Source organism: Palleronia salina (assembly GCF_900141995.1).
Lineage (GTDB): Bacteria > Pseudomonadota > Alphaproteobacteria > Rhodobacterales > Rhodobacteraceae > Palleronia > Palleronia salina.
In genome coordinates this window covers 209,979-231,729 of record NZ_FQZA01000004.1, presented here as the reverse complement: position 1 = coordinate 231,729, position 21,751 = coordinate 209,979, and the positions used below count along the sequence as shown (strand labels likewise).

Annotated in this window: 19 protein-coding genes; 12 read left to right on the top strand and 7 right to left on the bottom strand. The window is 67.3% G+C overall.

The window, feature by feature from the left end:
• Window positions 1-50: 50 nt before the first annotated feature.
• Window positions 51-725 (top strand): DUF2270 domain-containing protein, encoded by a 675-nt coding sequence (locus tag BUB76_RS08335; protein WP_073128302.1) that lies wholly within the window; start codon window positions 51-53, stop codon window positions 723-725.
• A gap of 9 nt (window positions 726-734) precedes the next feature.
• Here the strand turns inward: BUB76_RS08335 and BUB76_RS08330 are convergent, their stop codons facing one another.
• Together BUB76_RS08330 and trpA are read right to left on the bottom strand one after the other, a co-directional pair.
• A complete protein-coding gene (locus tag BUB76_RS08330) occupies window positions 735-2,048 on the bottom strand; it encodes an NAD(P)/FAD-dependent oxidoreductase (protein WP_073128301.1) in 1,314 nt (437 codons plus the stop codon).
• 286 nt (window positions 2,049-2,334) lie between these two features.
• Window positions 2,335-3,126: a tryptophan synthase subunit alpha gene (gene trpA / locus BUB76_RS08325; protein ID WP_073128300.1), complete on the bottom strand. Its 792-nt coding sequence runs from the start codon at window positions 3,124-3,126 to the stop codon at window positions 2,335-2,337.
• 82 nt (window positions 3,127-3,208) lie between these two features.
• Here trpA and BUB76_RS08320 point away from each other — a divergent pair, with 82 nt between their 5' ends.
• Window positions 3,209-3,403, top strand: a complete 195-nt coding sequence (locus tag BUB76_RS08320; RefSeq protein WP_073128299.1) for a hypothetical protein — start codon at window positions 3,209-3,211, stop codon at window positions 3,401-3,403.
• Window positions 3,404-3,467: 64 nt separating this feature from the next.
• On the top strand, window positions 3,468-4,565 hold the full coding sequence (ychF, locus tag BUB76_RS08315; RefSeq protein WP_073128298.1) for a redox-regulated ATPase YchF: 1,098 nt from the start codon (window positions 3,468-3,470) through the stop codon (window positions 4,563-4,565).
• Here ychF and BUB76_RS08310 read toward each other — a convergent pair.
• Complete coding sequence (locus BUB76_RS08310; RefSeq protein ID WP_073128297.1) at window positions 4,562-5,968, bottom strand: hypothetical protein; 1,407 nt, start codon at window positions 5,966-5,968, stop codon at window positions 4,562-4,564. The genes ychF and BUB76_RS08310 overlap by 4 nt on opposite strands.
• 115 nt (window positions 5,969-6,083) lie before the next feature.
• On the opposite strand from BUB76_RS08310, the gene BUB76_RS08305 reads away from it, so the two are divergent.
• The 4 genes from BUB76_RS08305 to BUB76_RS08290 are packed head-to-tail and all read left to right on the top strand — an operon-like array spanning window position 6,084 to window position 9,412.
• The gene (locus BUB76_RS08305; protein ID WP_073128296.1) at window positions 6,084-6,308 is read left to right on the top strand and encodes an AbrB/MazE/SpoVT family DNA-binding domain-containing protein; all 225 of its coding nucleotides are present in this window, start codon (window positions 6,084-6,086) and stop codon (window positions 6,306-6,308) included.
• Window positions 6,305-6,694, top strand: coding sequence for a type II toxin-antitoxin system death-on-curing family toxin (locus BUB76_RS08300; protein ID WP_073128295.1), 390 nt, complete (start codon window positions 6,305-6,307; stop codon window positions 6,692-6,694). Before BUB76_RS08305 ends, BUB76_RS08300 begins: the two co-directional genes overlap by 4 nt.
• 49 nt (window positions 6,695-6,743) lie before the next feature.
• Window positions 6,744-7,979 (top strand): putative DNA modification/repair radical SAM protein, encoded by a 1,236-nt coding sequence (locus BUB76_RS08295; RefSeq protein ID WP_073128294.1) that lies wholly within the window; start codon window positions 6,744-6,746, stop codon window positions 7,977-7,979.
• The gene (locus BUB76_RS08290; protein WP_073128293.1) at window positions 7,979-9,412 is read left to right on the top strand and encodes a UdgX family uracil-DNA binding protein; all 1,434 of its coding nucleotides are present in this window, start codon (window positions 7,979-7,981) and stop codon (window positions 9,410-9,412) included. The genes BUB76_RS08295 and BUB76_RS08290 overlap by 1 nt, the downstream gene beginning before the upstream one ends.
• 4 nt (window positions 9,413-9,416) lie before the next feature.
• Here the strand turns inward: BUB76_RS08290 and BUB76_RS08285 are convergent, their stop codons facing one another.
• The 3 genes from BUB76_RS08285 to BUB76_RS08275 form a co-directional block, all read right to left on the bottom strand.
• Window positions 9,417-10,484 (bottom strand): quaternary amine ABC transporter ATP-binding protein, encoded by a 1,068-nt coding sequence (locus BUB76_RS08285; protein ID WP_073128292.1) that lies wholly within the window; start codon window positions 10,482-10,484, stop codon window positions 9,417-9,419.
• A gap of 5 nt (window positions 10,485-10,489) precedes the next feature.
• Window positions 10,490-11,524 (bottom strand): ABC transporter permease, encoded by a 1,035-nt coding sequence (locus tag BUB76_RS08280; RefSeq protein ID WP_073128291.1) that lies wholly within the window; start codon window positions 11,522-11,524, stop codon window positions 10,490-10,492.
• 101 nt (window positions 11,525-11,625) lie between these two features.
• Complete coding sequence (locus BUB76_RS08275) at window positions 11,626-12,597, bottom strand: ABC transporter substrate-binding protein (protein WP_073128290.1); 972 nt, start codon at window positions 12,595-12,597, stop codon at window positions 11,626-11,628.
• A gap of 203 nt (window positions 12,598-12,800) precedes the next feature.
• Between BUB76_RS08275 and betI the strand changes: the two genes are divergently transcribed.
• Genes betI through betA form a run of 4 tightly spaced genes read left to right on the top strand, consistent with a single transcriptional unit; the run spans window position 12,801 to window position 18,026 of the window.
• A complete protein-coding gene (gene betI, locus BUB76_RS08270; protein WP_073128289.1) occupies window positions 12,801-13,382 on the top strand; it encodes a transcriptional regulator BetI in 582 nt (193 codons plus the stop codon).
• Window positions 13,379-14,914 carry a choline-sulfatase gene (gene betC / locus BUB76_RS08265; protein ID WP_073128288.1) on the top strand — a complete coding sequence of 512 codons (1,536 nt, stop codon included), beginning with the start codon at window positions 13,379-13,381 and terminating at the stop codon, window positions 14,912-14,914. The genes betI and betC overlap by 4 nt, the downstream gene beginning before the upstream one ends.
• Complete coding sequence (gene betB, locus BUB76_RS08260) at window positions 14,914-16,374, top strand: betaine-aldehyde dehydrogenase (protein ID WP_073128287.1); 1,461 nt, start codon at window positions 14,914-14,916, stop codon at window positions 16,372-16,374. The genes betC and betB overlap by 1 nt, the downstream gene beginning before the upstream one ends.
• A 5-nt stretch (window positions 16,375-16,379) precedes the next feature.
• Window positions 16,380-18,026 (top strand): choline dehydrogenase, encoded by a 1,647-nt coding sequence (gene betA / locus BUB76_RS08255; RefSeq protein WP_073128376.1) that lies wholly within the window; start codon window positions 16,380-16,382, stop codon window positions 18,024-18,026.
• Window positions 18,027-18,173: 147 nt separating this feature from the next.
• Here the strand turns inward: betA and gnd are convergent, their stop codons facing one another.
• On the bottom strand, window positions 18,174-19,577 hold the full coding sequence (gnd, locus tag BUB76_RS08250; protein ID WP_073128286.1) for an NADP-dependent phosphogluconate dehydrogenase: 1,404 nt from the start codon (window positions 19,575-19,577) through the stop codon (window positions 18,174-18,176).
• Between the two features lie 195 nt (window positions 19,578-19,772).
• Between gnd and BUB76_RS08245 the strand changes: the two genes are divergently transcribed.
• The gene (locus tag BUB76_RS08245; RefSeq protein WP_084140594.1) at window positions 19,773-21,728 is read left to right on the top strand and encodes a polysaccharide biosynthesis protein; all 1,956 of its coding nucleotides are present in this window, start codon (window positions 19,773-19,775) and stop codon (window positions 21,726-21,728) included.
• The last annotated feature ends 23 nt before the right edge of the window (window positions 21,729-21,751 follow it).

The following is a 21,751-nucleotide window of genomic DNA, read 5'->3' as shown; positions in this document are numbered from 1 at the left end:
TTCCTTCGCGATACCCCGCTCTCCGTGCGACACTGAGCGCGGGAGGGGCCATGGACGAGACCGGGGCCGCACAGAAGCCGCTCGATGCGGCCGAGATCGGCGCCGTAGCGCATCTCTATCGTGGCGAGGTCTATCGCTCGACCATCTGGCGCACGCGGCTCGACACCACGACGAACTGGGCGGTGGTGACGCTGGGGATCGCGCTGTCGATCTCCTTCGCCGCGCCGCAGGCCTCGCCCCTGCCGCTGATCCTCGTGGGCGTGCTGATCTTCTTCTTCCTGTGGCTCGAGGCGCGGCGCTATCGCTATTTCAACGTCTGGCGCGCGCGCTGTCGCTGGATCGAAACGCATTTCTACGCGCCGATGCTGCACGACGGCGACCACCACATGGATCACGGTTGGCAGCAGACGCTGGCGCAGGACTACATGCATCCACGCTACCACGTGTCGCTCTGGGTGGCGCTGGGCCGGCGCATCCGGCGCAATTATTTCTGGATCCTGCTGATCCAGAGCGCGGCCTATGTGGGCAAGCTGGTGGTGCATCCCGAGCCGATGACGGATGCCGCCCAGATCGTCGAGCGGGCGGCGATCGGGCCGCTGCCGGGGCAGGCCGTGCTGGCGATGGGCGTCGCCTATTGCCTGCTGTGGGGCTGTGCGGCCCTTGTCAGCCTGCTCACCGACCGGGCCCGCGTCCGCGTGCGCGGCACCCGCAGCGGCATGGGGTAGGCCAGCGCGCTAGTGCAGCTTCAGCGCCGGGCGGACCACCTGGTTGACCTTCGACACGACGATCTGCGCCGTGCCGCGGAACCAGCCGTGCACGTTCAGGATATGCATCCGGTAAAGCGACATGTAGGCGGCGCGGGCGATGCGCCCCTCGATCGCCATCTTGCCGCCCACGAGGTTGCCCATCAGGCTGCCGATGGTGGCGAAGCGCGACAGCGACACCAGCGATCCGCGGTCGTTGTAGACGAAATCCTTCAGGCTCTGGCCGCGCTGGGCGCGTTCGAGGTTGTCGTAGACGCAATCGGCCATCTGCTGGGCGCTTTGCGCGCGCGGTGGGATCGGCCGCGCGTCGCCGGGCAGGTGGCAAAAGGCGCAGTCGCCGATGGCGAAGATGCGGTCGTCCACGGTGGTCTGCAGCGTGGGTTTCACGACGATCTGGTCCAGCTTGTTGAGTTCCAGGTCGCTCATCCCCTTCACCGCCTCGTCGCCGCGCACGCCGGCGGCCCACAGGATCATCTTGGCGTCCAGCGGCGCGTCAGCGCCCTTGATATGCACGCGGCCCGGCTCGATCCGGCTGACCATGGCCTCGGTGCGCACGTCGACCCCCAGCGATGTCAGCTCGGACCGCACGTTGTCCGAGATCTTCTCGTCCAGCGCGGGCAGCAGGCGCGGCCCGGCCTCGAGAAGCGTCAGTTCGATCGCGCTGTCGTCGAAGACCTCCAGCCCGTAGCTGCGCAGCGCCTTGGCCGAGTTAACCAGTTCGGCCGACAGCTCGACCCCCGTGGCGCCACCGCCAACGATGCAGATCGGCAGCTTCGCCGTCTCGCCCCGCGCGCGGGCCTGGTTCACGCGCAGGCACGCGTTCAGAAGGACCTGCCGGAACCGGTCGGCCTGCTTGCGATCCTCGAGGAACATGGCGTTCTCGCGCACGCCCTCGATCCCGAAATCGTTGCTGACCCCGCCCATGGCCAGGACGAGGTAGTCATAGCGGATCTCGTGGCGGTCGATGATGACGCTGCCCTCCTCGTCCAGAAGCGGCGCGGTGGTGACCATCCGCTTCTCGCGGTCGATCCGTTCCAGGCCCGCGTTGAAGAAGCGGTAGCCCCAGCGCGCCGCGTGGCCGCCATAGCCCACCTCGTCGAGATTCGGGTCGAGCGACCCCGCCGCGACCTCGTGCAGGAGCGGCTTCCAGACATGGGTGCGGTTGCGGTCGATCAGGATGATGTCGTGCCGGTCGCGCCCGTAGCGCTTGCCGAGCTTGCGCACGAGGCCCAGCCCCGCCGCGCCGCCGCCCACCACGACGATCTGTGTCTTGCGTTCGGACATGCCGCCCCCCGCCTGCCGTTGGAGTTGTCCCCTACAGACCTAGCCGATGGCGCGGGTAATCCAAATGCCGCGTCGCTCTCGCCCGTCGTCGGCCCGTGCCGGGCCTTCTGCGGTTGGGCGTGGCCGCGCGTGCCGCGCGGCGGGGGTATTCGAGGACCGGTGATGCGAAAGGGGGGAGGGACCCGGGTGACCGGAGCTTGCCACAAAAGGGTGCACCGGCGGCAGGCCGCGTGCCATGAGTATTTTTCGGACCAGTGATGGGGCGCACGCGCCTTTCGTGCGGGGCTTAGGCGCGGTGGGCGCCGCCGGCGAGGCCCGACACGAATTCGAGCACTTCCTCCACCGGGCGGCCCTTCGCCAGCTCGCCCACGATGGCCGAGCCCACCACGCAGCCATCGGCCACCGACGCGATTTCGGCGGCGGCGTCGGGCGTGCGGATACCGAATCCAACGATGACGGGCAGGTCGGTCCTGGCCTTGATGCGCGCGACCTCGGGGCCGACCTCGGTCGACTGGGCCGCGGCCGCGCCGGTGATCCCGGTGATCGAGACATAGTAGACGAAACCGCTGGTGTTCTGCAGCACCTTGGGCAGTCGTGCGTCGTCGGTGGTGGGCGTGGCGAGGCGGATGAAGTCGATGCCCTTGGCCAGTGCCGGCAGGCAGAGCTCGTCGTCCTCCTCGGGCGGAAGGTCCACCACGATCAGCCCGTCGATCCCGGCGGCCTTTGCATCGTCCAGGAACCGCTCGACCCCGTGGGAATAGATCGGGTTGTAGTAGCCCATGACCACGATGGGCGTGGTGTCGTCGTCCTGGCGAAAGGCGCGCACCATCTCGAGCAGCCGGTTGAGCGTCATCCCGCCTTCCAGCGCCCGCTGCCCGGCCAGCTGGATCGTCTCGCCGTCGGCCATGGGGTCGGTGAAGGGCAGGCCCAGTTCGATGATGTCGACGCCGGCGCCGGGCAGGCCGCGCATGACCTTCAGCGAGGTCTCCACGTCCGGATCGCCGCCCATGATGTAGCTGACGAAGGCCTTGCGGTTTTCCGTGCGCAACCTGGCGAAACACTCTGCGATGCGGCCCATGTCATCCCCTTTTCCGATCCGCCCCTGCATATCCGCGCGGCGCGCCGTTGTTCAATGGCGGATGCGACCCTATTTAACGCTCATGAACTACGTGCTTGCCCTTTTCCTCCCGCCGCTGTCGATCCTGCTTCTGGGCCGGGTCTTCACGGCCATCATCACCTTCCTGATCTGGGTGCCGGCCATCCTGATCTCGGGCGGTCTGACCCACCCGATGTTCATCCTCCTGGCCTGGATTCTGATCTACCAGTCCCACGCCGACCGCCGCGACCGCGCCTGACCTTGCACGCCTGCGCCGCGCGCCCTAGATGGGGCGCGGTTTCAGCCAAGCGAAGGGATGCGTCATGGGCTTCAAGATGGGGATCGTCGGTCTGCCAAACGTGGGCAAATCGACCCTTTTCAACGCGCTGACCAAGACCGCAGCGGCGCAGGCGGCGAACTTTCCGTTCTGCACCATCGAGCCCAACGTGGGCGAGGTCGCCGTTCCCGACACGCGGCTCGACACTCTGGCGGACATCGCCAAGTCCAAGCAGATCATCCCGGCGCGCATGACCTTCGTGGATATCGCGGGGTTGGTGAAGGGCGCCAGCCGGGGCGAGGGGCTGGGCAACCAGTTCCTGGCCAATATCCGCGAATGTGACGCCATCGCCCACGTGCTGCGCTGCTTCGAGGATGACGACGTGACCCACGTGGATGGCCGCGTGGACCCGGTCGCCGATGCCGACACGATCGAGACCGAGCTGATGCTCGCCGATCTGGAATCGGTGGAGAAGCGCATCGCGGGCTTGTCGCGCAAGGTGCGCGGCGGCGACAAGGAGGCCGTGCAGCAGGAACGCCTGCTGAAGCAGGCCCGGGCCGCGTTGGAGGATGGCCGCCCGGCCCGCACCGTCGAGGTGGCCGAGGACGACGCCAAGGCGTGGCGCATGCTGCAACTGCTGACCGCCAAGCCGATCCTGTTCGTCTGCAACGTGTCCGAGGCCGAGGCCGCCACCGGCAACGCCCATTCCGACGCTGTGGCCGACATGGCGGCGAAGCAGGGCGCGGGCACCGTGGTGATCTCGGCCCAGATCGAGGAAGAGATCGCCCAGCTTGACGCCGACGAGGCCCGCGAATTCCTGGAAGAACTGGGGCTCGAGCAGGCCGGGCTCGACCGGTTGATCCAGGCGGGCTACCAGCTTCTGGGGCTTCAGACCTATTTCACCGTCGGTCCCAAGGAAGCCCGCGCCTGGACCATCCCCAACGGCACCACGGCCCCCAAGGCCGCCGGCGTCATCCACGGCGATTTCGAGCGCGGCTTCATCCGGGCCGAGACGACGGCCTACGACGATTACGTGTCGCTGGGCGGCGAGGCGGGCGCGAAGGACGCCGGCAAGATGCGGGTGGAGGGAAAAAGCTACGTCGTCAAGGATGGCGACGTGATGCACTTCCTGTTCAACGCCTAGGCGATATTTAACAAGACCTGCAGCGCCCAGAAGTAGGCCCACACGAATCCCGCGAATGCCGGAAAAACGACCAATACCGCCAGAAGCAGGCTTCGGTATCGCGCCATGATGACCGAGTCCACGACACGCTGCGCCTCTTTCCGGAACTGATAGTTCGTCACCATTTCGGGTGACGCGCCCTGCAGCATGTCTACCAGTTCGGCCCGTGCGCGGCTGCGGTGACCCCAGATCGCTTGCAGGCCCAAGACCAGGTGCAACATCGTCGGTATTAGGGTCGTGACCGCCATCAGCACGACGGGGAGCGCAAGTTCCATGTCCCCTTGCTCAAGGGCATCGCGAATGCTGCGCCAATCGAAATCGAACAACTGGGGGAACATCATGTGCGCGGCTTCGATAATCCCGGCAAGAAGGACCAGCAGGATCGTCAGGCAGGCCACGGCAGCGAAGAGGTCCGCGACCAGATGGCCCAAAACGCGGCGCAGTGAAACATGTTTCTGATCAAGCTTTCGCAGCAAGAATCGTGTTGCACCAACCGACAGAAAATCTGCAAGGGCGTTGCCGACCGGAAGAAGTGCATATAGCAAGAGGACGCCGGTAAAAATCTGTGTTTTCCCTTCTGCAAAGGCAAAGGCAAAGGCAAAGGCAAAGGCAATGGCACCGGCGCCGGCAACGATAACGGCAAAGGCATTGGCACCGGCAAGTGTGCCTGCAATGGCAACGGCAAAGGCGAAGGCGCTGGCACCGGCAAATGCCACGGCACCGGCACCGGCAAAGGCGACGACATTGGCAGCGGCGGGGACAATGGCAACGACGATTAACTCGACTACCCAACGCCCCGCCTTCGCTAGGAAGCCGGGGCGTGTGGTGAGCCTGCCAATCAGCAGATCATAGCGATCAACGAAAAATTTCGTGATGTTAGGGCCTCGCCGGATAATTGTCGCGGCGCTTCCAAGGCCGATGGCAAACATTGCCAACTGGCCCCCGCGTTGCCCGATTCCCCGCCAGTCCGTACCGGGCGTGTCCAAGAACAGCGGCAGCCCGGCGGGGGCATGCGTGTTGAACGCCACCCAGGCGATGGCCACGGACAGGAAGGCATAGATCATCGCCAATGTGAGGCACACACCATAGGTTCGAATGCCGATTGCGCGATCGCCGTAAAGATATTCTGCCACTGAAAGCGTGTACTCCAGCGCATGCCGATAGCTGTCGCCTCGGGGCTGTCTGTAGTCGTGGATCAGATCCTCCCATATCGTGGGGTCGCGCACATTTTCCAGCAATCGCTGCTCCTCACGCTCTTGCCGCGCCCAGATCCGGGGCAAGACAACGGCGCCAATCGCGATGGTCAGGCCCAGCAACCCAATTAGTCCCGCGTTGTTGTTCAAAATTTCGAGGAAGCCACCCATGAGGCGGACTATTGCCGGGTCGGCCCTGGCTCGCGCCTGGCAAGGGATTTGTTCAACGCTTGACAATATCCGTCTGTATATACATCTTCTGGTATATACAGATGAGGTATCACCCATGTTTGAGACCAAGATCCGCAAGGTCGGCAATTCCTGCGTCCTGACGCTCTCGAAAGAGGCGCTGGCGGTGCTGGACGCGGCCGAGGGCGATACCGTCTACCTCGTGCGCACCGATGACGGGTCGCTGGCCTTGCGGCGGCACGAGGACGACTTCGCCGACGCCATGGACGCGCTCGAGGTCGGCGCGCGTCGCTATGACAAGGCGATGGACGCGCTGGCATGACCGATGCGCCCCGGTGGGTGCCGTTCACAGCAATTAAGGCCATTCACGACCGCATGATCTCGCGCCACGGCGGCACGCCGGGGATGCGGGACGAGGCATTGCTGGAAATGGCGTGCGGGCGGCCGCTGAACCTGCAAGCCTATGGCGATCCTGATCTCTTCGCGCTGGCCGCGGCCTACGCTTTCGGGATCGCCAAGGCGCACGCCTTCATCGACGGCAACAAGCGCACCGCGTTCCAGACCGCCTTCGTGTTCCTTTACATGAACGGTCAGGATCTGGACGTGCCCAATGCCGAGGTCGTCACCATGATGGAAGACCTCGCGCAATCGCGGGTGCCCGAGGCCGAGTTCGCGGCCTGGCTGCGGGCGGGGGCTGCGGCGCGGTAACGCATGTTCGCCTCTTGTTCGCGTCACGGCGTGAACGTAGTGTGAACGCATGGCCAAGCTGGATCTTCAACAGAAGCTCGCGATTCTCTCGGACGCGGCGAAATACGACGCCTCCTGCGCATCTTCGGGCACGTCCAAGCGGCAGTCGCGCGACGGCTCGGGGCTGGGCTCGACCGAGGGCAGCGGCATCTGCCACGCCTACGCGCCGGACGGGCGCTGCATCAGCCTGCTGAAGATCCTGATGACGAATTTCTGCATCTACGACTGCGCCTATTGCGTGAACCGGGTGAGCAGCAATGTCACCCGCGCGCGCTTCTCGCCCGAGGAGGTGATCCAGCTCACCCTGGAATTCTACCGCCGCAACTATATCGAGGGGCTGTTTCTCTCCTCCGGGATCATCAAGTCGCCGGACGACACCATGGCCGACATGGTGCGCATCGCGCGCGAGCTGCGGCAGGTCCACAATTTTCGCGGCTACATCCATCTCAAGACCATTCCCGACGCGGCCCCCCACCTGATCGAGGAGGCCGGGCGCCACGCCGATCGCCTGTCGATCAATGTCGAGCTGCCCACCGACGCATCGGTGAAGTCCTACGCGCCCGAGAAGGACCCGGGCACCATCCGCAAGGCCATGGCCGACGTACGGCTGACGAAGGAGGCGTCGAAGGACCGGTCCCACACCGGCAAACGCCCGCCGCGCTTCGCGCCCGCCGGCCAGTCGACCCAGATGATCGTGGGCGCCGACGGGGCGAACGACGCGACGATCCTGGGGCAGTCCACGCGGCTCTACTCCAGCTACAAGCTCAAGCGCGTCTATTACTCGGCCTTCTCGCCCATCCCCGACAGCTCGGCCAAGCTGCCGCTGATCCGCCCGCCGCTGGAGCGTGAGCATCGGCTCTACCAGGCCGACTGGCTGCTGCGCTTCTACGGTTTCGGGCTGGACGAGATCACGGGCGCGACCGAAGGCGGCAATCTCGACCTCCAGATCGACCCGAAGCTCGCCTGGGCCTTGCAGAACCGTCACCACTTCCCGCTCGACGTGAACGCGGCCCCGCGCGAGATGCTTCTGCGCGTGCCGGGGTTCGGCGTGAAGACGGTGAACCGCATCCTGACGACCCGCCGGCACCGAACCTTGCGCTACGAGGACCTGACGCGGATGGGGGCGAGCCTGAAGAAAGCGCGCGCCTTCATCACCGCCGCCGGATGGACGCCGGGCGCGCTGACCGACAGCGTCGACCTGCGCGCGCGGTTCGCGCCGCCACCCGAGCAGTTGAGCCTGTTCTGATGCCCACCGTCGTGGTGCCCGAGATCGGCACGGCGGCCGCGTGGCGCGACGCGGCGCGCGGGCTGCTGGGGGCCGGGGTGCCGCCGGCCGACGTGCTGTGGCAGTTCGGGGCCGGCGACGCGGATCTGTTCGCAGACGCGCCCGCCACGCCACCCGCGCCGGGGCAGGTGAGCGTGCCGAAAAGCTTCGTGTCGCTGGCCGAGAACCTCTGCTGGCATTCCGACCCGCAGCGGTTCGCGCGCCTTTACGCCTTCCTGTGGCGGCTGAAGGATCGCCCGTCGCTGATGACCGATCGGGGCGATGCGGACCTGGCGAAGTTGCGCGTCATGGAAAAGGCCGTCAGCCGCGACAAGCACAAGATGAAGGCCTTCCTGCGCTTCCGCGAGGTGCCGAAGCTGGGCGACCGCCGCCGCTTCGCCGCGTGGTTCGAGCCCACCCACCACATTGCCGAGCCCATGGCGGGCTTCTTCGCGCGCCGCTTCGGCGACATGGACTGGCTGATCGTCACCCCCCACCGCTCGGTCGCGTTCACCGATGGCCGGATCGCGTTGCTGCCGGGCGGGGCCAAGCCGGACCTGCCCGACGACGCTCATGAAGCGCTTTGGACCACCTATTTCCGCAGTATCTTCAATCCCGCACGCCTGAAGGTGCAGGCGATGCAGTCGGAGATGCCCAAGAAATACTGGAAGAACCTGCCCGAGGCCGCCGCCATCCCCGAGATGATCGCGGGCGCCGAGGCGCGGGCGCGCCAGATGCAGGCCGCCGCGCCCAGCCTGCCGCCGCTGCGGGCCGCGCGCATCTCTGAGCGGTTGTCGGGGCAGGACACGCCACCGCCCGCGGGCGACCTCGATGCACTTCACCGGCAGGCCGCCGCCTGCACGCGCTGCCCGCTGCACCGGGACGCCACGCAGGTGGTGATGGGCGAGGGGCCGCGCGACGCGCCGCTGATGATCGTCGGCGAACAACCCGGCGATCACGAAGACCTGGCGGGGCGCCCCTTCGTCGGCCCGGCGGGCCAGCTGTTCGACCGGGTGGCGGCCGATGTCGGGCTGGACCGCGATCGCGCCTTCGTCACCAATGCCGTGAAGCATTTCAAATTCCAGCCGCGCGGCAAGCGGCGCATCCACCAACGCCCCGACGCGGGCGAAGTGCAGGCCTGCAAATGGTGGCTCGAGGCCGAGCGGCAGCTGGTCCGACCGAAACTGATCCTCGCCATGGGCGCGACGGCGGCGGAAAGCCTGACGGGCAGCGGCAAGGGCATCCTGTCGCGACGCGGCACGGTCGAGGCGGCCGAGGACGGCACACCCGTCCTGCTGACGCTGCATCCGTCCTACCTGCTGCGCGTGCCCGACGCGGCGGCGAAAGAGGCCGCCATGCGCGATTTCCGCGCCGACCTGTCCATTGCGGCCCGGATGCTGGCCGAGGCCGCCTGATCCCTCAGGCCGCCGACACCCGCTTCGACGCGTCCTGCGCGTCGACCGGCACCAGCGCGCGGACCAGGTCCTTCATGTGCAGAAGGCCCACCTGCTGCCCGCCCGACATCACGCGGTAATGCAGGTTCGTGTCGCCACCCGAGATCGCGATGACCGACTCGAGGTTCTGGTCGGCGTCGACCTCGCCCGCAAGGCCGTCGCCCTCGCGGTCGGTCTCTTCCATGATCGAGCGGACGCGCAGCACGCGGGCGCGATTGATGTCCGAGATGAAGTCCACGATGTAGGGGTCGTTCGGATGCAGCAGGATCTCCTGCGGTTCGCCCTGCTGGACCACGCGGCCGTCCTTCAGGATCACCAGGTGATCGGCCAGCTTCAGCGCCTCGTCGAGGTCGTGGGTGATGAAGACGATGGTCTTGTGCAGCTCTTTCTGCAGTTCCAGCAGCAGGTCCTGCATGTCGGTCCGGATCAGCGGGTCGAGCGCCGAGAACGCCTCGTCCATCAGCATGATCGGGCTGTCCGAGGCCAGCGCCCGCGCGATGCCCACGCGCTGCTGCATGCCGCCCGACAGCTGGTTGGGGTAATGCCCGCCGTAGCCGTGCAGGCCCACCCGGTCGAGCCACTTGGTCCCGTCATCCTCGGTCGCCTGGCCGCCCTCGCCACGCACGCGCCGGGGCATCGTGGTGTTCTCCAGCACCGTGCGGTGGGGCAGCAGCGCGAATTTCTGGAACACCATCGACATTTTCGAGCGTCGCAGGTCGCGCAGCTTCTTCTCGCCGTAAGCCAGCACGTCCTCGCCATCGACCTCGACCTTGCCATCGGTGGGTTCGATCAGGCGGTTCAGGTGTCGGATCAGGGTGGATTTGCCCGAGCCCGACAGGCCCATGATGACGGTGATCTCGCCATCGCGCATGTCCACGTTGATGTCCTGCAGGCCCAGCACATGGCCATAGCGCTTCAGCAGGTCGGGTTTGCCGACGCCGGCCTTCACGTGCTCCAGCGCCGATTTCGGGTCGGATCCGAAGATCTTGTAGAGCTTGCGGATCGAGATCTTCACGGGCTTTTTCTGTTTCATGTCGCTCACCGTCCGCTTGCGTCGATGCGGCTCAGCGCCGCCTTGGTGGACCGGTCCAGCAGGATCGCCAGAAGCACGATGCAGAAGCCAGACACCAGGCCCACGCCCAGCTCGAGGTTGCGGATGCCGCGCAGCACCAGCACGCCCAGTCCCGGCGCCGAGACCAGCGACGCGATAACGACCATGGCAAGGCTCATCATGATGGTCTGGTTGATGCCGGCCATGATGTTGGGCAGCGCCAGCGGGATCTGCACCCGGGTCAGTTTCTGCCACGAGGTCATCCCGAAGGCGTTCGCCGCCTCGATCACGTCCTTGTCGACCAGCCGGATGCCCAGGTCCGTCAGGCGGATCACCGGCACGATGGCGTAGAGGATGATGGCGATGCCGTAGAGCTTGGACTCGGTGACCGAGAACAGGAAGATCAGCGGCACGAGGTAGACGAATGTCGGCAGCGTCTGGAGCATGTCGAGTACCGGGATCGCGCCCCGTTGCAACACGTTCGAGCGCGACATGGCGATGCCTATGGGCACGCCCAGCACCACCGAGAATATCGTGCAGACGAAGATGATCGACAGCGTCTGGATCGCGTAGACGTAGTGGTCGATGAAGGCCATGAACAGGAAGCTGAACGCCACCAGCGCCGTCACCTTGGCCGATTTCGACGCGAACCACGTGATCGCGATCAGGAACGGGATCATGATGAACCACGGCACCGCCTGGAAGAACTGAAGCGACAGGTCCAGCATCCAGCCCAGCGGCGTGGTGATCGGGTCCAGCACCACGCGCAGCGCGTCCTTGATGCCCAGGAAACCCTGCTCGACCGCGTCGGTCATGTCGCGGGTGCGCGGAATGACCGAGCACGACTGGTTCAGCGCGTCCAGCGACGGGAAGGGCAGTTCCCACAGGTTGACGTCCGGCGCCTCGGTCTCGCCGCGGGCCTGCGCCATGAGCTCTTCCATGGTCATCGGGCCGCCAGCGCCCTCGACACTGCACCAATCGGTGAGGCCCACCGCCTCGATCACACCGTCATAGGTCGCCATGTCATATCCGCCTGTGGGTGATTTTCATGTTGGGCGCCGGGTCCGGTCCCGCGCGCCGGAAAGGGCGGGCCCGCACGATGGAGGCCCGCCCGGTCATGCGCTTACTGCAGCAGCATCGACAGGTTTTCCGAGGCCTCTTCGTTGACCCAGTCGCGCCACACGTCGGTGTAGGAAGTCAGGAAGTAGACCGCCGCCTCGTCGGCCGAGGCGTTGTTGGCTTCCTGCCAGGCCAGCACGTCGCCCATCTGGGCGTTGGTGAACTGCACGTTGGTCATCAGCTCGGTCAGGTCCGGGTGCTCGTCCGCGAAGGACGTGGTGACGACCGTCTTGACCGGTCCCACGGGGTAGGACGACACGCCCACTTCTTCGCAGTCGGGGTCGGAGTTGCACATGTGCACCTCGTGGTTGTACTCGCCCAGGTCCACCGACACCATTTCGTACTTGCCCAGAACGCTGGTGGGCGCCCAGTAGTAGCCCAGCCACGGCTCGTTGTTCTCGAACGCGGCCGCGATCGAGGTCGCCATGGTCTCGCCCGAGCCGTGCTGGAACACCTCGAAGCCGTTGCCTTCCAGGTCCACCGCGTCGGCCAGCGCGCGGTTGGTGTTCTTGCAGCCCCAGCCCTCGGGGCACTGGTGGAAGCGGGCGCCGACCACTTCGGGATTGGCCAGCAGGCCTTCCAGCGTGGTCACCTCGGGGTGTTCGTCGGCGATGTATTTCGGGATCCACCAGCCCTCGATCCCGCCGTCGGACAGCACGTCGGTCAGGGTCGTGATGACGCCTTGCTCGGACAGCCGGTCGTAGGCGGGGGTGCCGTTGATCCACAGCTCGGTCACGATGTCGGGCGAGCCGTTCTCGGCGACCGACACCAGCGACGGCGTGGTCGAGGACGGGACCTTCGTCACGTCGCAGCCATAGCCCTGTTCCATCAGGAAGGTCGCGACCGAGGTCACGATGGCCGACGAGGCCCAGTTCATCTCGGTGATCGAGACTTCGCCGCAATCGCTGGATTGGGCCTGTGCAAGCCCCGGCAGAGCCGCGAGGCCGAGCGCGGCCAGTGTGATGGTCTTCTTCATTGGATTTCCCCTTGCTGCGATCCGCCGTGAGGCGGCGGATGTTTATTATGGTTTGCATTACTGCCGCAGCTTGCGCTGCGATTGCAACCTTTCAAAACCTCAAGATTTCCGTGCGGTGCCTCCTTTTGGAACATTAATGCGATGATTGACTGATCAGTCAACACGTGGCATGGCGAAGCCTATCGCAACCGCAGGAGTCGATCATGCCGAGACCCGACATCCAGACCTCGCGCCGCCGGGCGCTGGTCCAGGCCGCCATCGCCGAGATCGGCAAGCGCGGCACGCTGGACGTCACCGTGGGCGGCATCGCCCGCCGGGCGGGCGTCTCCAGCGCGCTGGCGCATCACTATTTCGGGTCCAAGGATCACATCCTGACGGCGGCCATGCGCCATATCCTGCAAGGCTTGCGGGCCGAGCACATGCGGCGGCTGCGCGGCGTCACGGGCCCGCGCGAACGGCTCCGCGCCACGATCGCCGCGAATTTCGGCGGGCAGTCCTTCCGGCGCGAAGTCATCGCCGCATGGCTCGCCTTCTACGTCTCGGCGCAGCACGACCGCGAGGCGCGCAGGCTGCTGCGCGTCTACCAGCGGCGCTTGCGCTCGGCCCTGCTGTCGGACCTGCGTCCGCTGGCCGGCGACGATGCGCCGCAGCTGGCCGATACGGTCGCGGCCCTGATCGACGGGTTCTACATCCGCGAGGCGTCGCGCACCGGCGCGGCCGACCCGGCTGGCCTGGCCGCGCGCATCGACGCCACGCTCGACATCCTGCTGGAGGCCCGCGCATGACCAAGGGCCCGAACATCCTGATCCTCATGGTCGACCAGTTGAACGGCACGCTGTTTCCCGACGGCCCCGCCGACTGGCTGCACGCGCCCAACCTGAAACGGCTGGCCGCCCGCTCGCGCCGCTTCGCCAATGCCTACACAGCCTCGCCGCTCTGTGCGCCGGGGCGGGCCAGCTTCATGTCGGGGCTGCTGCCGTCGCGCACGCGGGTCTACGACAACGCGGCCGAGTTCGCGTCGGACATCCCCACCTACGCCCACCACCTGCGCCGTGCGGGCTGGCAGACCTGCCTGTCGGGCAAGATGCATTTCGTGGGCCCCGACCAGCTCCACGGGTTCGAAGAGCGTCTGGCCACCGACATCTACCCGGCCGATTTCGGCTGGACGCCGGATTACCGCAAGCCGGGCGAGCGCATCGACTGGTGGTATCACAACATGGGCTCGGTCACCGGCTCGGGCGTGGCCGAGATCACCAACCAGATGGAATACGACGACGAGGTCGCGCATTTCGCCAGGATGAAGCTCTACGACTACGCGCGCGGCCACGATCCGCGCCCGTGGTGCCTGACCGTCAGCTTCACCCATCCCCACGACCCCTACGTCGCCCGGCAGGAATTCTGGGATCTCTACGCCGATTGCGACCACCTGGACCCGCCGGTGGCCGAAATGGCCTACGAAGACCACGACCCGCACTCGCAGCGCATCCTCGACGCCAACGATCGCGGCAATTTCGACGTCACGCGCGAGGACGTGCGCCGGTCGCGCCGCGCCTATTTCGCCAACATCTCGTATCTCGACGCCAAGGTGGGCGAGATCCTGGACACGCTCGACCGCACGGGGCAGGAGGCCGCGATCCTCTTCGTCAGCGACCACGGCGACATGCTGGGCGAGCGGGGGCTGTGGTACAAGATGAGCTTCCTCGAAGGCTCGGCCCGCGTGCCGCTGATGATCGCGGCCGAAGGCGTCGCGCCGGGCCTGGACGAGACGCCGGTCAGCAATATCGACGTCTGCCCGACGCTCTGCGATCTCGCCGGGGTCGACATGTCGGAAATCGAACCCTGGACCACGGGCGAAAGCCTGCTGCCGCTGGGGCAGGGGGCCACGCGCACCAGCCCCGTCGCCATGGAATACGCGGCCGAAGGCTCCTACGCCCCGCTGGTCGCGTTGCGGCAGGGGCGGTTCAAGTACACCCGCTGCGCGCTGGACCCCGAGCAACTGTTCGACCTGGACGCCGACCCGCACGAGCTGACGAACCTCGCCGGCGAGCCCGCGCACGCGGACACGCTGGCGCAGTTCCGCGCAATGGCCGACGCGCGCTGGGATCTCGACCGCTTCGATGCCGAGGTCCGCGAAAGCCAGGCCCGCCGCTGGGTCGTCTACCCCGCGCTGCGCCAGGGCGGCTACTACCCCTGGGACTGGCAGCCCACGCGCATCGCGTCCGAGCGGTACATGCGCAACCACATGGATCTGAACGTGCTGGAGGACGCCCAGCGCGCCCCGCGCGGCCAGCAGCCCGACCCCGACGGAGACGCGTGATGACCCACGATGCCCAACCCACCGCCAGCCATTTCATCGACGGCCAGTATGTCGAGGACACGGCCGGCGACGCCATTGCGGTGATCTATCCCGCCACCGGTGAACAAATCGCCACGGTGCACGCCGCCACGCCCGCAATCATCGACCGCGCGCTCGACTCGGCGGCCCGCGCGCAGGCGGACTGGGCCGCGTTGCCAGGGGTGGAACGCGGCCGCATCCTGCGCCGCGCCGCCGACATCCTGCGCGACCGCAACGACGCGCTGTCGCGGCTCGAGACGCTCGACACCGGCAAGCCGATCCAGGAAACGCTGGTGGCCGACGCGACCAGCGGCGCCGACGCGCTGGAATATTTCGGCGGTCTCGCCGGTGACATCTCGGGGCGGCACATCCCGCTGGGCGGCGGCGATTTCGCCTACACGATCCCGCGCCCGCTGGGTGTCTGCGCGGGCATCGGCGCGTGGAACTACCCAACCCAGATCGCCTGCTGGAAGGGCGCGCCCGCGCTGGCCGCGGGCAACGCCATGGTGTTCAAGCCGTCCGAGACCACGCCGCTCTGCGCGCTGAAGGTGGCCGAGATCCTGCACGAGGCCGGACTGCCGCCGGGCCTGTTCAACGTGATCCAGGGCGCCGGCCCGGTGGGCGCGGCCTTGTCGACCGATCCGCGCGTGGCCAAGGTGTCGCTCACCGGCTCGGTGCCCACGGGGCGCAAGGTCTATGCTGCCGCGGCGCAGTCCATGAAACACGTCACGATGGAGCTGGGCGGCAAGTCGCCCCTGGTGATCTTCGACGACGCGACGCTGGACGACGCCGTGTCCGGCGCCATCAACGCGAATTTCTACAGCTCGGGGCAGGTCTGCTCGAACGGGACGCGGGTCTTCGTGCACGAGGCGGTGGTCGGGGACTTCCTCGAACGCCTGGAAGCCCGCGTCGCGAAGGCCGTGATCGGCGATCCGCTGGATCCGGCCACCAATTTCGGCCCCATGACGACCGAGGCGCAGATGCAGATCGTGCTCGGCCATCTCGACACCGCGCGGGCCGAGGGCGCGCGCGTGGTCTGCGGCGGCCACCGGATCGAACGCGCGGGCTACTGGATCGCGCCCACCGTGCTGGCCGACGTTACCGATGCCATGACATGCGCGCGGGACGAGATCTTCGGCCCCGTCATGTCGGTCCTGACCTTCACCGCCGAGGACGAGGTGATCGCGCGCGCCAACGACACCGCCTTCGGGCTGTCGGCGGGCGTCTTCACCCGCGATATCGCCCGCGCGCACCGGGTCGTGGCGCAGCTGAAGGCCGGAACGGCCTGGATCAACGAATACAACCTGACACCCGCCGGGATGCCCTTCGGTGGATCGAAGGCCAGCGGCATCGGCCGCGAGAACGCGCGCGAGGCGCTGGATCATTTCACCGAGGTGCAGACCGTCTATGTCGGCACCCACCCCGTGGAGGCCGCGTTTTGACCGGTTTGCAGGCCGATTACGTCATCGTCGGCGCGGGCTCGGCGGGCTGTGCCATCGCCTACCGGCTGGCCGAGGCCGGGCGGTCGGTGCTGGTCGTGGAACATGGCGGCACCGATGCCGGGCCGCTGATCCAGATGCCCGGCGCGCTGTCCTTCCCCATGAACATGAAGCGCTACGACTGGGGCTACAGCACCGAGCCCGAGCCGCATCTGGGCGGCCGCGTCCTGGCCACACCGCGCGGCAAGGTTCTGGGCGGCTCGAGCAGCATCAACGGCATGGTCTACGTGCGCGGCCACGCCCGGGACTTCGACCACTGGTCCGACAGCGGCGCGGCGGGCTGGGCCTTTGCCGACGTCCTTCCCTACTTCAAGCGGATGGAGACGTGGCACGATGGCGGCCACGGCGGCGACCCGCGCTGGCGTGGCACCGACGGCCCGCTGCACGTCACGCGGGGGCCGCGCGACAACCCGCTCTACCACGCTTTCGTGCAGGCGGGCGCGCAGGCGGGCTACGAGGTCACCGACGACTACAACGGCGAGAAGCAGGAAGGCTTCGGCCCGATGGAGCAGACGGTCTGGCAAGGCCGCCGCTGGTCCGCCGCCAACGCCTACCTGAAACCCGCGGTGAAGACGGGGCGCGTGCAGGTCGTGCGCGGCCTGGTCGAGCGGCTGGTCTTCGAAGGCGCGCGCGCCACCGGCGTGCGGCTGGCGGGCGGCAAGGTCGTCAGCGCGCGGGCCGAGGTGGTTCTGTCGGCGGGGGCCATCAACTCGCCCAAGATCCTGATGCAGTCGGGGATCGGTCCCGCCGCGCACCTGGCCGAACACGGCATCGAGGTGCGCGCGGACCGTGCGGGCGTGGGCCAGAACTTGCAGGACCACCTGGAATTCCTGGTCCAGATGGCCGCGAGCCAGCCGGTCACGCTGTTCAAGCACTGGTCGCTGATGGGCAAGGCCATGGTCGGCGCGCGGTGGCTGTTCACAGGGACCGGGCCGGGCGCGTCGAACAACTTCGAATCCGCCGCCTTCATCCGGTCGCGCGCGGGCGTAGAATATCCCGACATCCAGTATCACTTCCTGCCGCTGGCGGTGCGCTACGACGGCCAGACGGTGGCCGAGGGGCACGGGTTCCAGGCGCATGTGGGGCCGAACCGCTCGGCCTCGCGCGGGGAGATCACGTTGCGCTCACCCGATCCGGCGGATGCGCCGCGCATCCTGTTCAACTACATGTCCGACCCGAAGGACTGGGAGGATTTCCGCCTTTGCATCCGCCTCACGCGCGAGATCTTCGGGCAGGAGGCCTTCGCCCCCTTCCGCCGGCACGAGATCCAGCCGGGCGAGGCGGCGCAGACCGACGACGAGCTGGACGCCATCATCCGCGAGCACGTCGAGTCGGCCTACCACCCCTGCGGCACCTGCAAGATGGGCGCCGCGAACGACCCTCGGGCCGTGGTCGATCCCGACTGCCGCGTGATCGGCGTCGAGGGCCTGCGCGTCGCCGACAGCTCGATCTTCCCGCGCATCACCAACGGCAACCTCAACGGCCCGTCGATCATGACGGGCGAGAAGGCGGCGGATCACATCCTCGGCCGTCGCCTCGCGGCGGCGAATGACGAACCGTGGATCCACCCCGGCTGGCAGGTCGCTCAGCGGTAGACGCTGCGCCTGTTCCTGAGTGGGGGCCTGAGCGGCGAGCTTTGTCGATCGCGGCCCGGGTCTTCAGCACGCGCCATCGGCGTGGCCCGCGAAGGCGCCGTCGCATCGAGGCCGGCCCAAGTAAAAACCCCCGGCGTCAGCCGGGCATCACTCCACCCACGGTCCGTGGTGATCCCGCCCGTCGTCATCCAGCCGGGCGAAGCCGTGCCAGCCGAAGTAGTCGCGCTGCCCCTGGATCATGTCGGCGGTGCCGCGATGGCTGCGCATGGTGTCGAAATAGGTGACCGCCGCCGCCAGCGCCGGCACGGGATGGCCGGCCGCGATCGCCGTCGAGACCGTGTCTCGCAGGCCGGGCGTCGAGTCTTCGACCCGGTTCGCGAAACTCTCGGACAGCATCAGCGACGTGCCCGGCGCGTCGGCCAGCGCGGCCGCCATGTCGTCCAGCATGGCCGAGCGGATGATGCAGCCCGCGCGCCAGACCTTGGCGATCTCGGGCAGGGGCAGGCTCCAGTCGAACGCCTCGGACGCCTTGGCCAGCATCTCGAAGCCTTGCGTGTAGCAGGCGATCTTGCCCGCGATCATCGCCCGCTCCAGCGTCTCGTCGCCCGGCACGTCGAAGCGGCCCGCGCCCGCGCCGAAGCGATCCTCGCCCGCCTTGCGTGCGGCCTTCACCGCCGACATGTTGCGCGCGGCCACGGCGGCCTCGATCACCGGGACGGGGGCGGCCAGGTGCTGCGCCTCGATGGCGGTCCAGCGGCCGGTGCCCTTCTGACCGGCCGTGTCCTCGATCACCGACAGAAGCGGCTTGCCGGTCTTCGGATCCTCGGCGGCGGCGACCTTGGCGGTGATCTCGACCAGGTAGGATTGCAACGGCCCGTCGTTCCACCGCTCGAACAGGGTGGCGATCTCGCCGTAATCCGCGCCGCGCCCGTCGCGCAGAAGGCCGTAGATCTCGGCGATCATCTGCATGTCGGCGTATTCGATGCCGTTATGGACGGCCTTCACGAAATGACCGGCCCCGCCCGGACCCATGTAAGTGGCGCAGGGGGTGCCCTCGTGGCGCGCGGCGATGGCGGTCAGGATGTGGCTGACGCGGTCCCACGCCGCGCGGTCGCCGCCGCCCATGATCGACGGCCCGTGGCGCGCGCCGTCCTCGCCGCCCGACACGCCGATGCCCAGGTAGGGATTGCCCGAGTCGCGCGCGGCCTCGGCCCGGCGGATCGTGTCGCGGAAATTGGCGTTGCCCGCGTCGATGATCAGGTCGTCGGGATCCATGATCGCGCGCAGACGCTCGATATGGTCGTCCACGACATCGCCCGCGGGCACCATCAGGATCACCGCGCGCGGGGTGGCCAGCGCTTCCACCAGCCCCTGGAGATCCTCGGTCGCGGTGAGGCGCGGCTTCAGGTCGCCCGCGTTCGCCACGAAATCGCGGGTGACCGAGCTCGTGCGGTTCATCACCGCGATGTCGAAGCCCTTCTCGGCGATGTTCAGGGCCAGCGCGGCGCCCATGGTGCCCAGACCCACCAGTCCGATTTCCGATGTGCCCATGTCTTGACCTTTCCTCGTGTGCCTTGCGGTCCCGGAAGGATAGCTTGAACGCGGGGCGCGTCCACGCACCGCGTGCGCGCGATGATTTGCCGGTCGCGCCGCATGCCGCTTGTGCAAACGGCGCGCTTCGCTGTAGGGTTGCGCCATTGAATGCGGGAAAAGCGCCGTATTTCGGCGAAAGGCGTCATAGGTCCGATGAAAAAGAGTGCGAGCCGCAGCGCCACGCGCGCGCCGACCTTTTTGACGCGCTTGCGCGACGATCTCACGGCGCGGGCGACGACGCTCAGTCTCAACCAGAAACGCTCGATCCTGCTGGCCGTCGACATTTGCCTGACGGCGGTCTCCTACGTCCTGACATTGCTGATCCTGGCAGAACCGCTGGCCGTCATGCTGGGGACGTGGACCGGGCTGCTGACGGTCGGGATCATGCTGCTGATCTCGTCCGTCGTGTCGGTGATCCTGAAAATCCCGAACATCCGCCTCAAGGCGTTCGATTCCAAGGGCATCGGGCTGATCGGCGTGCTGGCGCTGATCTCGGCGGCGGTCGCGGCGGCGCTGCACCAGATCGGCAGCCTGCCGCTGTCGGTGGCGACCTTCGTGGTCTTCGGGATGATGATGTTCGTCGCGCTGTCCTCGGCGCGGCTGATCATGCTCGAGGTCCTGGTGGCGATCTACCGGATGCGGGGGCACCGCACGCGGGTGCTGATCTACGGGGCGGGCGCCACCGGCATACAGCTGGCGCGTGCGCTGACCGCCGACGACCAGATCGAGGCGGTTGCCTTCGTCGACGATAACCCGTCGCTGCAGGGGCTGACGGTCACGGGGCTCGAGGTTCTGCGTCCCGTGGATATCGACCGTATCGTCGCCGAGCGCGCCGTCGCGCGCGTGGTCCTGTGCATGCCGTCGATGTCGCGGCCCAAGCAGACCCAACTGGCCCGCCGGCTTCAGGCCCAGGGGCTCGAGGTTCAGGTTCTTCCCTCGTTCACCCAGCTGATCGGGCAGGAACCGCTGGTCGAGAAACTCGTGCCCATGTCCGAGGCGCGGCTGATGGGACGCCAGGTCTTCGACCGGCAGACCGACAAGGCCGCGCGTGAATTCGCCGGGCGCTCGGTGCTCGTCTCGGGCGGGGGCGGGTCCATCGGGTCCGAGCTCTGCCGCCAGCTTCTGGATTGCGCGCCGCGCAAGCTGATCGTGTTCGAACTGTCCGAACTCGCGCTCTACGAGATCCACAAGACGCTGACGCCGCTGGCCGCCGACGCGGGAATCGACCTGGTCCCGATCCTGGGCTCGGTCACCGAAGGCCGTCTCGTGCGTCACGTGATCGAGACCCACCAGGTCGATGTCGTGCTGCACGCCGCGGCCTACAAGCACGTGTCGCTGGTCGAGACGAACCCCCTGGTCGGGCTGGCCAACAACGTGCTGGGAACCTCGACCCTGGCGCGCGAGGCCGCGCGGGCGGGATGCGAACGCTTCGTGCTGGTGTCGTCCGACAAGGCGGTGCGCCCGACCAACATCATGGGCGCGTCCAAGCGCCTGGCCGAACTGGTGGTGCAGGACCAGGCCGCGCGCAGCCGGGGCACGATTTTCACCATGGTCCGCTTCGGCAACGTGATCGGGTCGTCCGGTTCGGTCATCCCGCTGTTCAAGGAGCAGATCGCCCAGGGCGGTCCGGTCACCGTCACCCATCGCGACGTCACGCGGTTCTTCATGACCGTCGAAGAGGCGGTGAGTCTCGTTCTCATGGCCGGGTCCATGGCGAAGGGGGGCGAGGTCTACGTGCTCGACATGGGCAAGCCCGTGCGCATCTGGGACCTGGCGCGTCACCTGATCGAGGAAAACCGCTATACCGTGCGCAGCGACGAAAATCCCGACGGCGATATCGCCATCGTCGAGGTGGGGCTGAAGCCGGGCGAGAAGCTGCGCGAGGAGCTCATCATCGGCGAAGGCCACGTGGTGACGATGCACGAGAAGATCTTCGTCACCCACGAGGCCAGCCTGTCCGAAATCGAGGTGGCCAGCGCCCTGCGGTCCTTGCGCGAAGCGCTGAGCTCGGGCAACGAGGAGGCCGCGGCCGCCGTCGCCATGCGCTGGGTCGAGGGGTATCGCAAACCCGGCACAGTTGACACGGTCGTTGCGCCACAAGGCGCCTAGCCGGCGGGCAGGCCTTGCCCTTG

What these genes read in the sequence shown, in the direction of transcription:
- BUB76_RS08305 (WP_073128296.1), top strand. Translation starts at nt 6,084, where the DNA reads ATGTTTGAGACCAAGATCCGCAAGGTCGGCAATTCCTGCGTCCTGACG.
- BUB76_RS08285 (WP_073128292.1), bottom strand. Translation starts at nt 10,484, where the DNA reads ATGAAACAGAAAAAGCCCGTGAAGATCTCGATCCGCAAGCTCTACAAG.
- BUB76_RS08290 (WP_073128293.1), top strand. Translation starts at nt 7,979, where the DNA reads ATGCCCACCGTCGTGGTGCCCGAGATCGGCACGGCGGCCGCGTGGCGC.
- BUB76_RS08280 (WP_073128291.1), bottom strand. Translation starts at nt 11,524, where the DNA reads ATGGCGACCTATGACGGTGTGATCGAGGCGGTGGGCCTCACCGATTGG.
- BUB76_RS08245 (WP_084140594.1), top strand. Translation starts at nt 19,773, where the DNA reads ATGAAAAAGAGTGCGAGCCGCAGCGCCACGCGCGCGCCGACCTTTTTG.
- BUB76_RS08310 (WP_073128297.1), bottom strand. Translation starts at nt 5,968, where the DNA reads ATGGGTGGCTTCCTCGAAATTTTGAACAACAACGCGGGACTAATTGGG.
- trpA (WP_073128300.1), bottom strand. Translation starts at nt 3,126, where the DNA reads ATGGGCCGCATCGCAGAGTGTTTCGCCAGGTTGCGCACGGAAAACCGC.
- gnd (WP_073128286.1), bottom strand. Translation starts at nt 19,577, where the DNA reads ATGGGCACATCGGAAATCGGACTGGTGGGTCTGGGCACCATGGGCGCC.
- betB (WP_073128287.1), top strand. Translation starts at nt 14,914, where the DNA reads ATGACCCACGATGCCCAACCCACCGCCAGCCATTTCATCGACGGCCAG.
- BUB76_RS08275 (WP_073128290.1), bottom strand. Translation starts at nt 12,597, where the DNA reads ATGAAGAAGACCATCACACTGGCCGCGCTCGGCCTCGCGGCTCTGCCG.
- BUB76_RS08295 (WP_073128294.1), top strand. Translation starts at nt 6,744, where the DNA reads ATGGCCAAGCTGGATCTTCAACAGAAGCTCGCGATTCTCTCGGACGCG.
- BUB76_RS08320 (WP_073128299.1), top strand. Translation starts at nt 3,209, where the DNA reads ATGAACTACGTGCTTGCCCTTTTCCTCCCGCCGCTGTCGATCCTGCTT.
- ychF (WP_073128298.1), top strand. Translation starts at nt 3,468, where the DNA reads ATGGGCTTCAAGATGGGGATCGTCGGTCTGCCAAACGTGGGCAAATCG.
- betI (WP_073128289.1), top strand. Translation starts at nt 12,801, where the DNA reads ATGCCGAGACCCGACATCCAGACCTCGCGCCGCCGGGCGCTGGTCCAG.
- BUB76_RS08300 (WP_073128295.1), top strand. Translation starts at nt 6,305, where the DNA reads ATGACCGATGCGCCCCGGTGGGTGCCGTTCACAGCAATTAAGGCCATT.
- BUB76_RS08330 (WP_073128301.1), bottom strand. Translation starts at nt 2,048, where the DNA reads ATGTCCGAACGCAAGACACAGATCGTCGTGGTGGGCGGCGGCGCGGCG.
- betC (WP_073128288.1), top strand. Translation starts at nt 13,379, where the DNA reads ATGACCAAGGGCCCGAACATCCTGATCCTCATGGTCGACCAGTTGAAC.
- BUB76_RS08335 (WP_073128302.1), top strand. Translation starts at nt 51, where the DNA reads ATGGACGAGACCGGGGCCGCACAGAAGCCGCTCGATGCGGCCGAGATC.